This window comes from Vitiosangium sp. GDMCC 1.1324 (genome assembly GCF_003044305.1).
Lineage (GTDB): Bacteria > Myxococcota > Myxococcia > Myxococcales > Myxococcaceae > Archangium.
This window is the reverse complement of record NZ_PZOX01000005.1, coordinates 689,965-702,923: the sequence shown is the minus strand read 5'-3', so window position 1 is coordinate 702,923 and position 12,959 is coordinate 689,965. Positions and strand designations below refer to the sequence as shown.

Here is a 12,959-nt window from a genome sequence, read left to right as displayed (position 1 = left end):
GGCCGCTCTCAGTTGTTGGAATAGAAGAGGCCCAGCTTGCCGGGCAGCCGCCGGAACTCCAGGGTCGGCATGTCGTCGCTGTTCTGGAACTCCGGGGCACGCGAGGCCAGCTCCTCGAGCCTCTGGTCACCCAGCGTCACCAGCTTCTCGAAGCCGGCGAGCCCGTCCTTCAATCCAATGGGATCGAACAGCGCCCGGCCCTCGTCGTACTGCCGCAGGAACATCTCCCGCTGGTGCGGTTGCAGTGGCTCCACCGAGGCGATGAGTGTGAGCCCGTTCCCATACGCCGGAATGGCCTTCACGTGGGGGAACACCTCGTGGATGCCGTGGTACAGCGACGCGATGTCCGGTCCGAAGATGTGCTGCGCCAGCACTCCGCCCGGCTTCAGGCGGTCGCGTGCCATCTCGTAGAACTCGCGGCTGAACAGGCTCGACGAGCCCGGCAGGTAAGGGTCCGAGACGTTGATGGAGATGATGTCGTAGCGCTCGGGCGTGGTGGCCAGGAAGTGCCGTCCGTCGGTGACGTGCACCTGGATGCGCGGGTTGTCGAAATAGCGGTGGTTGCCCGGGGTGAACAGGTTGGCGTGCTCGACGAGCGCCGGGACGATCTCCACCGCTTCGATGGAGCGCACCTCGGCGACGCGCGAGAACGCTCCCGCGGTGATGCCGTAGCCGGAGCCGATGTTGAGCACCTTCTCCAGCTGGGGCGCGTAGAGGATGGGGAAGTACGCCTGCGACTCCTGCACGTACTGGGTGATGGGATCTCCGTACAGGTAGACGAGGTCCGTGCGGTTGTTGAGCACCCGCAGCCGGCCCTCGTCCATCTGCACCACGCTGAAGATGCCGTGTGCGTCCTCGCTGCGCACCAGCGCGCGCTCCGCGTCCACCACCGGGGGCACCTCGGCGCTGCGCGGGAGGATGATGGCCAGGAAGCCCAGGCCCGCCACCGCGGCCAGCACATGGTCCGAAGTCCGGAAGTGCTGGCGGAACGCGTACACCAGCCCCAGCACCGACACCACCAGCAGCGCCGAGTTGAAGGCGATGAGGCCGTTGGAGCCGATGAGGTTGATGAGCACATAGCCGCTGGCGAGCGAGCCCACGAGGCTGGCCAGGGTGTTGAATCCATAGACGAGCCCCACCCAGCTCGCCGGGTTTCCAATGCCCACGGGCCGGGCGGCGAGCGTCAGCGGGAAGAGCAGTCCGAGCGCCGTGGCCGGGAACACCACCATGACGAGGATGAAGAGGACGACGAGTCCCGGGTGGGTCGCCTGGAGGGCATGGCGCTCCAGCAGGAACGCGGCCGAGAAGGAGATGAGGGTGAGGGCGCACGAGTAGAGGAGGATGCGCCACAGGGGATTCGGGCCCCGGAGCAGGGCGCTGCTCATTCGCGCCGCCTGGCCCATGAAGAGCAGGATGAGCGCCAGGGTGATGCTCGTCACGTAGACGCGGTTGCCGAAGCACAGCGACAGGAAGCGCGTCCAGGTGATCTCACACGACAGGGCGATGAAGCCCGAGAAGACCGCGAGTGCCAGCAGCAACGGGCGGCTGAGGAGTCGGCCCTCGGCCGAAACCGAGGCGTTCGGTGCACCCTCACTGGCCTCATCACCGGCCCCCGCCGGGACGGGCGGGAAGAAGCGGCTGGTCAGCAGGGAGGCGCAGAAGATGAGCCCATTCACCGCCGCGGCCGCCGCTCCGGCCCGGATGCAGCCCAGGTAGTAGATGAGGACGAAGCTGGCGACGATGCTCCCCGTCGCGCCGCCGATGGTGTTGATGCCGTAGAGGGCCGACACCTGTCTGCGGTCCGTGACGAGCTGGCTCACCAGCGGCAGGGTCATGCCCATGAGCGTGGTGGGCACGGCGATGAGCGCGGCACAGACCGTGAACTGCGTGACGAGCAGTTGCAGCAGCGGCGCCGACGGCGAGCCGGAGAGCGACAGGTAGAAGCCCTGGTGTGTGAAGATCGTCCAGGTGACGAGCAGGGAGCTGAGCCCCACCAGCAGCTCCACTCCACCGTAGGCCGCGAGCGGATGCGCCGCCAGCCACCGGCCGCGCTTCAGCAACTGGGACATCAGGAAGCTGCCGAGCGCCAGTCCGAGCATGAACACGGTGACGACGCACGACATGGAATAGATGGTGCTGCCGAGGATGATGCCGAACCCGCGCAGCCAGATGATCTGGAACACGAGCGACGTCATTCCCGTGCAGAACAGGAGCGCGCAGAGGAAACGGAACCGGGAGCGGCTGAGCGTCGTCGGGGCAGTCATGGAGTCTCGGTGGTGAGCCGCGAGTAGGGGGCGAGCGCGCGAAGCCGCGCGAGGTACTTCCGGGCCTCGTCCTGGTCTCCCCGTTGGAGGGCCAGGCGCGCGAGCGCCTCGGTGGCGGTGAGGTCCGTGGGATTGTGGCGGACGGCTTCTTCGAGCAGCGCCCGGGTTCGTTCTGGCGCCAGCGGGGGTTCCACCCGGGTGGCCAGTCCCAGCACCTGCGCCGTCCACACCGCGGCGGCGGGATGTGCCGGATACACCTCGAGCGCCCGGCGGAAGTCGGCCGTCAGGGACTCCGCGTTCTCCAGCACCTCCGCTGGAGGCCGGGCCCCGAAGTGGTCGAGGGCCGCCACGCCACGCAGGAAGAGCAGGTCCGCCTCGTGCACGCGCCGCACCCCGGCGCGCAGCGGCTCCAGCACTTCCTGTGCGCCCGGCCCCATGCGCAGGTGCTCGAAGATGAAGTCCGGGTCGTACCCGACGAGCCGCTCCACGGTGGAGGCGATCTCCGCGGGGCGCTCCTGCGGCAGGAAGTCCAGCACCGGATTCATGTCCCGGTTGACGAGCGGCACGCGCGAGGCGATGTCCGCCAGACGCTCGGGTCCGGCCCGGAAGCTGGCGAAGAAGAGGGCCGGATCCTCCCAGCCGAAGTTCTTCAGGTCTTCCTTCGCCACCCGCTCGAACTTCTCCCGCCACGCCTCCCAGTCGATGCGCGCCTCGTCTCGGAAACCGATGAGGAACGCCTCCTGCGTGTTGAGGCCCAGCGGCAGCCAGAGGAGGCTCTGCGGGAAGACCTCCTGGAACGTCTTCAGGATGACCAGCGACTTGGTGGTGCCCGCGTTGAGCGGCAGCCATGCCAGTACCACGCCTCCGGGCCGCAGGTGCCGGCGCGCCTCGCGGAAGTGCTCCTGTGTGTAGAGCCGGAGACTCCCCTCGCTCGCGAGGATCATCGAGTCCGACATGATGACGTCGTACTGGTCGGGGCTCATCTTCAGGAAGTGCCGGCCATCCATCACGTCCACGCGCACGTTGGGGCGGCGGCTGGCCTTCTCGTTGAGCGCCTCGAAGTACTCCTCGGCCACGGGAATCATGTGCTCGTCGAGCTCGGCGATGTGCAACAGCTCGGGCTCATAGAGCTGGAGCGTGCGCGCGAGCTCGCCCACGCCATAGCCGATCTCCAACACGCGGCGTGGCGAGGGGTGCACGAGCATGGGCAGGTGGGCCTGCAGCCGCTGTGTCTGCCGCCGCGCGGGCACCGTCTCTCCGGATTGGAAGGGGCCCCCCATGAGGACCCGCTCTCCATGCGCGTCCTCCGCCACCAGCACCGGCTGAAGGCTGCTCTCTCTCTGGGCGATGATGTGGAAGCCCGGCCGGAGGCCCGCATGCTCGTAGAAGCGCGTGAGCCAATCCGCGCTGAACCAGCCCGCGAGCGTCACCGCCGCCAGTCCCACGCCCACCGCCACCGGGCGCATGCGCACCGGCCGCAGCGCCACGCTGGCCACACCCGCGGCGATGAGGAGGTTGAGCCCCGCGGTGAGCAGGAGCGTGTTCGCCGTGCCCATCCAGGGGATGAGGACGAACCCCGTGAGGAACGAGCCCAGCACCGAGCCGAGGGTGTTGGCCGAGTAGAGGTTTCCGATCGTCCTGCCGAGCAGCCGCAGTTGCCCCGCATACAGCTTGCCGGCCAGCGGAAAGAGGCCGCCCAGGAGGAAGGTCATCCCGAAGAGCAGGACGAAGCCCGTGGCGATGGAGAGGGGCCGGTGGCCCGGACCACTGACCAGCGAGAGCACGGGGAGGCTGGTGAGCCCGAGCACTCCCAGGAGGAGCTCGAAGCGGACGAACAGGCCGAGCTCGCTCAGTCCCCGGGGACTCCAGTGGCTGAGCGCGAGGCTGCCGAGGCTGATGCCCAGCAGGTACACGGCGAGGACGCAGGCGAAGGTGGTGAGCTTCCCCAGCAGGAGGAAGTCGAGGGTGCGGAACCAGATGACTTCGTAGGCGAGCGCGCAGAAGCCGGAGAGCGCGAAGGCCGGCAGCAGCACTCGTGCGGAGGTCCGCCCTGGGTCATCGGGAGCCCCAGCGGAACTCTCGTCTCCTGGTGGGAGTGGGCTGGAGTGAGGGGCCAGGTCCCCGGTGTGTTTCGCTCGAGCCTCCCGCCGCGCCAGCGCCAGGGCGGAGAGCCCCGTGACGGAGTTGAGCAGGAGCGCGACGTAATAGCTGGTCTCGTACCCGAGCCCCCAGACGAGGCCCAGCATGAGGATGGCGCCGGCGGAGGAGCCCAGGGAGTTGAGGGCATACAACCGCCCGAGCGCGGCCTTCACGCCCTCGGCGTGCTCCACCGAGTGCCGGACGAGCGCGGGCAGGGTTCCGCCAATGAGTGTGGCGGGGATGGAGATGAAGAGGAAGGCGATGAGGAAGACGAGCCACTTGATGGTGGCCTGGGGCGCCCAGGTGTACAGGGCCGCGTAGAGCGACTCGATGTGCTGGAACGCGAAGAAGGCAACGAGCCCGCTGAGCGCGACGCCCAATTCCAGCAGGCCGTAGAGGACGAGGGGCCGGCGGGTGCGGCCGTCCACGATCCCGCCGAAGACATACGAGCCCACCCCCATCCCGAGCATGAAGGCCGTGATGACGGCGCTCACACTCTGCGTGGTCCCTCCCAGCAGGAACGTGAAGATGCGCGTCCAGAGGACCTCGAAGAGGATGCCCGACAGGCCCGAGAGGAAGAACAGGCGCAACACCCAGGGTCTGAGGCCGGGGGTGGGAGAGGGCGCGTCGCCGCTCGTCGGAAGGGTGGGGGGATCGGGCGGACGGAGTACCGCAGCCGTGGGTTGTCTCATCGGGGCGTGGCCGCGAGGATGCCACACTGCCAGCGAAACGTCGCCCGGTTGACAGGTGCCCAGGGGGCCCTTTTGGGAGCCCGTCCGGCCTCCCGAGGCCGCTCTTCCTGGGGCATGTCCGGGGCGGCGTCACCGGCTGTCACGTGCCCTTTACCGCTCCTCCGGCGATCTCCCGGCCGAGCCGCAGCACCTCCTGGACGAAGAGCTCGAGGTCCTCCCGGCGGGTGCGGTGGTTGGTGAGGCAGACGCGCAGGCAGTAGCGCCCGCCGAGCGTCGTATAGGAGGGCACGGCCACTCCGGACTCGTGCAGGCGGCAGAGCAGCTCGCGGTTCCACGCGTCGAGCCGCTCCTCGGGCGCGCCTCGGCCGGCATAGCGGAAGCACACGACGTTGAGGGACACCGGCGCGAGCCGCTGCAACTCCGGCTCCGCGTCCACCCGCTGCCCGAGCGCGCGGGCCTGCTCCACATTCTGCTCGATGAGTCGGGCGAACTTCGCGGCTCCGTGCTCCTTGAGGCTCATCCACACCTTGAGGGCCCGGAAGCCGCGGGTGAGCTGGACACCGTACTCACTGAACATGGAGGGCCGGGCGGCGAGCCCCCTCGGCATCTGTGCGAGGTACTCCGTCTGGTAGGCGAAGGCCCGGCGGTGGGCGGCCTCGGAGCGGACGAGGACGCACCCCGCTTCGAAGGGGATGTGCATCCACTTGTGCAGGTCGAAGGCGAGCGAGTCCGCGCGCTCCATGCCTCGCAGCAACGGCCGTAGCCGGGGAGAGAGCGCCGCGAGCGCGCCGAACGCTCCATCGACGTGGAACCACAGCCCCTCTTGCGAGGCCACGTCCGCGAGTGCCTCCAGGTCATCCACCGCGCCGGTGTTGACGGTGCCCGCGTTGCCCACCACGCAGAAGGGGCGGAGGCCCTCGGCCCGGTCGCGGGCGATAGCCGCGCGCAGGGCGCTCACGTCCACGCGGAAGTCCGCATCCACCGGCAGCAGCCGCAGCGAGTCGCTCCCGAGCCCGAGCACCTCCGCCGCCCGGCGCACGCATGCATGGGTCTCTCGCGAGGCGTACAGCGTCATCCGGGGCAGGTCCCAGAGCCCGGTGCGCCGCACGTCACCTTCGGCCTTCTCGCTCCGGGCCACGGCGAGTCCCACCAAGGTCGCCATCGAGGCCCCGCTCACGAGCAGTCCACTGGCCTGCTCGGGAAGGCCGAGCAGCTCGCGGCACCACGCGAGCACCTGGTCCTCCACCCGCGCCGCCGCGTCCTCGTACCCGGCGACATGGCAGTTCATCCCCGCGGCCAGCATCTCCGAGAGCACGCCGAGGGGGCTCCCCGTCCCCATCACCCAGCCCCAGAAGCGCGGGTGGATGTTGCCCGTGGGGTAGGGGAGGACGTTCTCCACGAAATCCCGGTATGCCGCCTCCGCGCCCTCGCCCTCCACGGGCACCGGACGCTTCAGCGTGGTGCGCAGCTCCGCGGGAAGGGGCTTCCACACGGGTCGCTCGCGCACCGTCCGCAGGTATTCCATCACGTCGTCCACCATCCTCCGGCCGAGCGTGCGCAGGGCCTCCCAGGCCTCGGGCGACTCGGGGTCCAGGGTCTCTTCCTCGTGCTCTGATGTGTTCATGTCGTCTGGCTAACACCCGCATCCGCGCATGGACGCGTGCCATTTTCGCGTACCTGCTATGCATTTCTGCATCCATGTTCGGCTGGGATGACGCCCGCTTCTTCCTGGAGATCCACCGCGCGGGCTCGCTGTCCGCCGCGGGGCGCAAACTCCGGGTCAATCAGTCCACCGTGAGCCGGCGCCTGGCCGCGCTGGAGTCCGCGCTGGGTGCGCGTCTCTTCGACCGGACGCCGGATGGCTACCTGCTGACTCCCGCGGGTGAGGCGCTGCTGCCTCGCGCCGAGCGGATGGAGGATGAGGCGATCGCGGCGGCACGCGACGTGGCGGGCGGGGAATCGCGGCTCGTCGGCACGGTGCGGCTCACCGCACCCGAGACATTCGGCAGCCGGTTCCTCACCGCGCGGCTCGCGGACTTCCACCAGCGCTACCCGGACATCACGCTGGAGTTGGTGGCCGACAACCGGGCCTTCAGCCTGTCTCGCCGCGAGGCGGATGTGGCCCTGCGGTTGGACCGGCCTACCCAGCCCCTCCTCGTCACCCGGCAGGTGGCAGAGGTAGGTACAACTCTCTATGCCGCGAAGGCCTACCTCTCCACACGAGGGAAGCCTCGTTCCTCCGACTTCACCGGGCACGACCTCATTGGTTTCGACGAAACGTTCCAACCCGAGGCGGAGGTGCGCTGGCTGGCGCAGCGGACCAGGGGTGCGCGTGTGGTCTTCAAGAGCAACAGTCCTCAGTCGCAGCTCGCGGCGGCCGAGGCGGGGATGGGGCTGGCCCTCCTGCCATGCTACCTCGCGGAGCCCGTGCCGGGGCTCGTCCAGGTGCTCCCCGTCTCCGAGGGCGTGGTGCGTGGCTTGTGGCTCGTCCTCCACCGAGATCTGCGACAGACAGCGCGTGTGCGTGCACTCACCGAGTTCCTCACACAATTGCTCCGCCGCGAGCATGCAAGATTGAGGGGAGGGAGCGGGGTGTGAAGGGAATTCCTGGGGTCTTGGATATCAGCCTTCTTCCTGGGATGCTGATCTTCATCGGCCCCTCGGGCTGAGGACGTGAGGCACCGGGGGCGCACCCAACACGACGAGGAGAAGAACGCATGAGCGCGGATGCAGTGAAGGCCGCCGCGTCGGCGGAGGAGTCCTATCCCCCGACGCCATGGGCCCTGGTGGGCCAGATGTACAGCTCCATCTGGTTGGTCCCCGCGGAACGGTGCTCGCTGGCGGTGGTGAATCCGGAGCTGACTCCCGTCAAGGTGGCGGGGCGGGTGGTCGTCATGCTGGGGTTCGTGGACTACCAGGAGGGCAGCGTGATGACCTACCGTGAGCTCTTCGCGAACGTGATGGTCCGTCACCCCTCGGGGCTCTCCGGCGTCATGTCGGATCAGATCTGGGTGGACGAGCCCCGCTCGCTCAAGGGCGGGCGCGAGCTGTGGGGGATTCCCAAGCAGCTGGCGCGCTTCGATCTCGACCACCGGCTGGTGGGAGGTGGATTCTCCGGCAGGGCGTGGGATGAGGCGGGGAAGTTGCTCTTCGAGGCGCGGTATGGCTCGGGGCTGGGCCTTCCCAAGCGGACGAAGGTGTCCGTCGCGACCGTGCAGCCCCTGGGGGGACAGGTGACCACGACCCTCCCGAGTGTCGAGTGCGAGCTGCGTCTGGTGCGGGCGGACTGCGACGTTCCAGCGGACAGTCCCCTGGCCGCGCTCGGCGTCGCCGGCAGGCGTCCGCTCATGAGCGTCTGGATGAAGGACTTGCGTACGCAGTTGGGGCCCGCGAAGCCCGTGCGCTGAGACACACTCTCGAGGACGAGATTGCCATGGCGAATGAATTCTTGAAGGAACACGTGTGTGTGGTGACAGGTGGCGCTCAGGGCATCGGCTGGGCCACGGCGAGGAAGCTCGCCGCGGCGGGGGGCACCGTGCACGTGTGCGATATCTCCGAGGAGCACCTCGCGGCGGCGCGAGCGCAGGCCGCGCAGCTCCCCTGGCCCGAGCGGCTTCACTTCTCGCGGTGTGATGTCTCCAACCGGGGGCAGCTCGAGGCATGGTGCGCTGGCATCCTGAAGGAGGCGGGCCGCGTCGACGTCCTCATCAACAACGCCGCCTTCGTGCGGTGGACGGATGTGCTCGAGATGCCCGTGGAGGAGGTGGAGAAGACGATGCAGGTGGGCTTCAACGCCATCGTCTACGCCACCAAGGCCGTGCTGCCCTCCATGTTGGCGAACAAGCGGGGCTACATCGTCAACATGGGCTCCTCCGCCGGGCGCGTCTTCGTGGGAGGCTCTTCCGCGGCCTACTCGGCGATGAAGGCGGCGGTCGACGGGTATACGCAGACGTTGCAGGTCGAGCTGCGCGGCTCGCCCGTGCACCTCATGCTGGTGCGTCCCGGCACGGTGGCGGGCACGGACTTCTTCCGCAAGCACGTGCCTTCCTCGCGCATGCCACGCATGGCGGACTTCGTCCCGCCGCTCGCTCCCGAGGAGGTGGCCGAGGCCATCGTGCAGGGCCTCGCGCGCCGCACGCCCATCGTGGACGTGCCCCGCTCGCTCGGGATGATCTACGTCGTGTTCCAGCACGCGCCGAACGTCATGCGCTGGCTCACGCGCAAGGGCGGGGGGGCCCAGAGCGACTTCGGGCAGGCCCCCGTGAAGCGGGCTTCCTGAGCTTCAGTTGCGGGCGAGCAGGCGCGCATGGAGCGCGTCCAGGACCGACTTCGCCACCTGCTGCGCGTCGGGCAGCAGGTCGTCGGGCAGCCAGTAGTGGAGCACCCGCCTCTTCGTCTCTACCCGGTTGCGGGTGAACGCCATGCCTCCCGCCTCGGCGTGCTCGCTGCTCGCGGGCAGGCAGCGGCGGCACAGGCAGGGCAGGGGCCCCTGGGGGTCGTGGGCCGTGAGGTTGATGAGGCGCTCCTCCGCCGCGCCCCCCGCCGCTCCCAGCAGCAGCGTCACGTCCCCGGCCGCCAGCGCCCGCGGCGTCTGCAGAGACATGCCCAGGGCGCCCTTCGCCGCGTGGATGCCCTTGCCCGACTCGAAGCGGAGCTGGGGGATGAGGGCGGTGATGTCGGTGATGGGCACCTGGTTGGGCTGGGCGCGCCACTCGGCGCCATCGAACCTGAGCCCCTCGAGCACCGCCACCAGCCAGAGCGCCTCCGCTGGAGGCCGCACGGTGACGAGGAACAGCCGCCCCCCGTTGTGCAGTGGCTCCAGGTGCTTGCTGGCGCTGCGGTAGCGGTCGATGGGGAGCACGTCGCCAGGGGCACGGCCGGCCGCTTCCTTCTCGAATACGGCCTTGCTGATGATGGCCAGCATGTCGGGCATGTCCACCACTCTACCAGGGAGCGTAGAGTCGGCGTGAATGGCCCTTCTGGATCCGGCCGCCGTGCGGCTGCTCGACGAGAACGCCGAGGTGCGGCGCGAGGCGGTGGATGCTGTTGATACTTCGGTGCCCCCGGGCCGGTACGCCCTGCGTCAGGCCCTGCTGACGGACGAGGACGCCGAGGTCCGCGCCTCCGCCGCGCGCCGGCTCGGTGAGGCCCGGCAGGCCCGATTCGTCCCGGCCCTGCTCGAGGCCTTGGGTGACCCGATGCCCAGTGTCCGCGACCGCGCCTGGCGCGCGCTGGCCCGGCTGGGCGCGGACGAGTTGTTGCCGCATGCGTCGCGCGCCCTTCGCGAGGAGCCCGTCTGGTGGGTGCGCCGCGCCGCCATCCGCGCGGCGGCCTCGGTGGCGGGGACCGGGGCGTTGGAGCTCCTGCTCGAGGCGTTGGAGGACCCCTTCTGGCGCGTGCGCAACGCGGCGGTGCAGGCGCTGGGGTGGCTCGGAGAGGGAAATTCCCTGGTGCGGAGCCGGGTGCACGCCACGGCGGAGGGCTCGCGGAACGGAGCGGTGAAGGCCGCCGCCGTGTACCTCGAGGGCGTGTGGGGCGCGGGGGCCTCGTCTCCGGGTTCTCCGGGGAGCCCGTCCATGCCGGTGCCCGAGCCGATCCAGTCAGTGGCGGGGGCCCTCGACAACGAGGACCCGGCGGTGGTGACGGCGCGGCTCGAACGGATGCCCGCCTCCGACGTGCCCGTGTCCGACCTGGTGGGGTGGCTCGGCGATCCACACGAGCCCCTGCGGGCCCTGGCGCGGCGTCTCCTGCGCGAGCGGCGGGACTCGGAGGCGCTCCGGCTCGCGATGCGATGGTTGGACGAACCGCGTGTCCCTCATGCCGCGGACGAGGTCCGTGCACTGCTCGAACGTCTCGACGTGGACGATGTGGCCCTCGCCTCGCGGATTCTCGAGGAGCCTCCTCGGCCCGGAGCGGTGGGTCAGGCCGCGTGGGTGGCCTCGCGGCGGGCGCATCCGGGACTGCTGGAGCGGGTTCGTCCCCTGTGCCGTCATCCCGAGCCCGCGGTGCGGCGCGCGGTGCTCTCGGGGCTCGTGCATGACCCGGAGAGCCGGGTGGTGGTCCTGTCCGCGCTTGATGACCCGGAAGAGGCGGTGCGCGAAGTGGTCCTCTCCGCGTGGGAGCGGCAGCCGGTGGATCCTCGAGCAGTGGAGGCGTACGCCCATGCGCTGGCGGCCTTCGCGCCTCGGGCCCGCTCGTCCCGTGAGCGCCGGGCCGTGGCGGAAGCGGCGGCCTTCCTGGAGGACGAGGCACTGCTCGCCCGGGCCTCCGAGGACGTGGAGCCCTCGGTCCGCGCGGTGGCGCTGGCCGCGCTCGCGGCACGAGGGGTGCTCTCCGATGCGCAGGTGCGCGCGGCGTTCGGGCACGAGGACCCGTGGATTCGCGCCGCCGTGTTGGACACGGACTCGGCGCGGGCCGCGTGCGAGAGCGATCCGGACCTGTCCGTGCGCCGCGCGGCGATGGCGCTCCTCGTGTCCCACCGTCACGAGTTGCCTCTCCAGGAGTTGCGCTCCGCCGCGCTCACGGGCTCGCGGTCGCCGGACCCTTGGATTCGCGCCCGCGCGGCCGGGCTGCTCCAGGCAGAGGGAGAGCAGGAGGAGTTGAGCGCGCTGTTGCTCCTGTCGCTCGACACGTCGCCCATGGTCCGGGCCGCGGCGGCCTCCGTGCTGGAGGCGTGCGCCACGCTCGACGAGCGCCTGGCCGGGCTGCTGCACGGGCCCGGGCGTGAGCTGGCCGAGGAGATCCGCGTCTCCGCCTACACGTGGCTGCTGCGCCAGGCGGATGGTTCCGCCTTCGAGCGCCTGTGCGCCGCGCTGCGAGACTCCTCCGAGCCGGCGCGGGTGGCTTCGCACCTGGAGGCCCTGACGCTCGTCTTCCCCGAGGAGTCCTTCGCGGCGGCGCCGGACATCGGCCAGCGGCGGCCCTCGCGTCCCCAACGCGCCAGGACGGGTCCGGTGCGCACGGCGCCGGAGTCCCCGCCGCATACGTCCCTGCGGCCCCTGGGTCGTACGGGGTTGAGCGTCTCGCCGCTGGTGCTCTCGGGGGCGCACGGACTGCCGGCCCGCTCGCTGGCCGAGGCCCATGAGGCAGGCGTGAACGCATTCTTCTGGGAGCCGCGCTACCTGGAGCTCACGCGCTTCCTTCGCTCCGGCCGCACCCGGCGGGATGGGCTCGTGGTGGTGGCGGGCACGTACCACTCGGGTGCCGAGGCGATCCGGCGGGACGTGCGGGCCGCGCTGCGCCTGCTGCGCACGGACTATCTGGACGTCTTCCTGCTGTTCTGGGTGCGCTCGCGCGAGCGGCTGGACGCGGAGAACTTCGCGGCGCTCGAGGCCCTGCGCGCCGAGGGCAGGATCCGCGCCTTCGGCTTCTCCACCCACCACCGGGAACTCGCGCTGGAGGCTGTGCGCCAGCACCCATGGCCGGTGGTGATGACACGCCACAGCGCCGCGCACCCGGGGGCGGAGACCGCCTTCTTCCCCGAGGCCCTCGCGCGTGGAACGGGCGTGCTGACCTTCACCTCCACCTGCTACGGACGCCTGCTGCGGCCCGCGCCGGGCGAGCCTCCGGAGACTCCGCTCCCCAGCGCCGTGGACTGCTACCGCTATTCACTGTCTCAGCCTGGGGTGGGGGCGTGCCTCACCGCGCCGCGCAACCACCGCGAGCTGAAGCAGAACCTGGAGGTGCTCGAGCGCCCCTGGATGATGCCGGACGTGCTCTCGGCGATGCGGACCCACGGCGAGCGGGTCCGCGCGAGCAACCAGCGGTTCAACGCGCTCGTGCGGCAGGCCCCGGGCGGCACGCGCGACACCCTGTTGGCACTGCTCGACGAGGACGAGCCTGGACCGGAGGCGGGAGGCTGAGC

The 12,959-nt window shown here is 70.2% G+C and carries 8 protein-coding genes; 4 read left to right on the top strand and 4 right to left on the bottom strand.

What is annotated here, in order from left to right; translation table 11 throughout:
- Positions 1 to 8 precede the first annotated feature (8 nt).
- The 3 genes from DAT35_RS18855 to DAT35_RS18845 all read right to left on the bottom strand — a co-directional run bounded on the left by DAT35_RS18855 (position 9) and on the right by DAT35_RS18845 (position 6,719).
- Positions 9 to 2,264 carry a fused MFS/spermidine synthase gene (locus DAT35_RS18855; RefSeq protein ID WP_108068399.1) on the bottom strand — a complete coding sequence of 752 codons (2,256 nt, stop codon included), beginning with the start codon at positions 2,262 to 2,264 and terminating at the stop codon, positions 9 to 11.
- A complete protein-coding gene (locus tag DAT35_RS18850) occupies positions 2,261 to 4,996 on the bottom strand; it encodes a fused MFS/spermidine synthase (RefSeq protein ID WP_158501775.1) in 2,736 nt (911 codons plus the stop codon). The genes DAT35_RS18855 and DAT35_RS18850 overlap by 4 nt, the downstream gene beginning before the upstream one ends.
- A 238-nt stretch (positions 4,997 to 5,234) precedes the next feature.
- Positions 5,235 to 6,719, bottom strand: coding sequence for an aspartate aminotransferase family protein (locus DAT35_RS18845; protein ID WP_108068397.1), 1,485 nt, complete (start codon positions 6,717 to 6,719; stop codon positions 5,235 to 5,237).
- A 74-nt stretch (positions 6,720 to 6,793) separates the two neighbouring features.
- Between DAT35_RS18845 and DAT35_RS18840 the strand changes: the two genes are divergently transcribed.
- From DAT35_RS18840 to DAT35_RS18830, 3 genes are all read left to right on the top strand, one after another.
- Complete coding sequence (locus DAT35_RS18840; RefSeq protein ID WP_108068396.1) at positions 6,794 to 7,693, top strand: LysR family transcriptional regulator; 900 nt, start codon at positions 6,794 to 6,796, stop codon at positions 7,691 to 7,693.
- A gap of 119 nt (positions 7,694 to 7,812) precedes the next feature.
- Positions 7,813 to 8,502 (top strand): acetoacetate decarboxylase family protein, encoded by a 690-nt coding sequence (locus DAT35_RS18835; RefSeq protein WP_108068395.1) that lies wholly within the window; start codon positions 7,813 to 7,815, stop codon positions 8,500 to 8,502.
- Positions 8,503 to 8,528: 26 nt separating this feature from the next.
- Positions 8,529 to 9,374, top strand: a complete 846-nt coding sequence (locus DAT35_RS18830) for an SDR family oxidoreductase (protein WP_108068394.1) — start codon at positions 8,529 to 8,531, stop codon at positions 9,372 to 9,374.
- A 3-nt stretch (positions 9,375 to 9,377) separates the two neighbouring features.
- On the opposite strand, the gene DAT35_RS18825 is transcribed toward DAT35_RS18830, so the two are convergent.
- Positions 9,378 to 10,028 carry a hypothetical protein gene (locus tag DAT35_RS18825; protein WP_108068393.1) on the bottom strand — a complete coding sequence of 217 codons (651 nt, stop codon included), beginning with the start codon at positions 10,026 to 10,028 and terminating at the stop codon, positions 9,378 to 9,380.
- Positions 10,029 to 10,065: 37 nt separating this feature from the next.
- Here DAT35_RS18825 and DAT35_RS18820 point away from each other — a divergent pair, with 37 nt between their 5' ends.
- Positions 10,066 to 12,957: an aldo/keto reductase gene (locus DAT35_RS18820; protein ID WP_108068392.1), complete on the top strand. Its 2,892-nt coding sequence runs from the start codon at positions 10,066 to 10,068 to the stop codon at positions 12,955 to 12,957.
- The last annotated feature ends 2 nt before the right edge of the window (positions 12,958 to 12,959 follow it).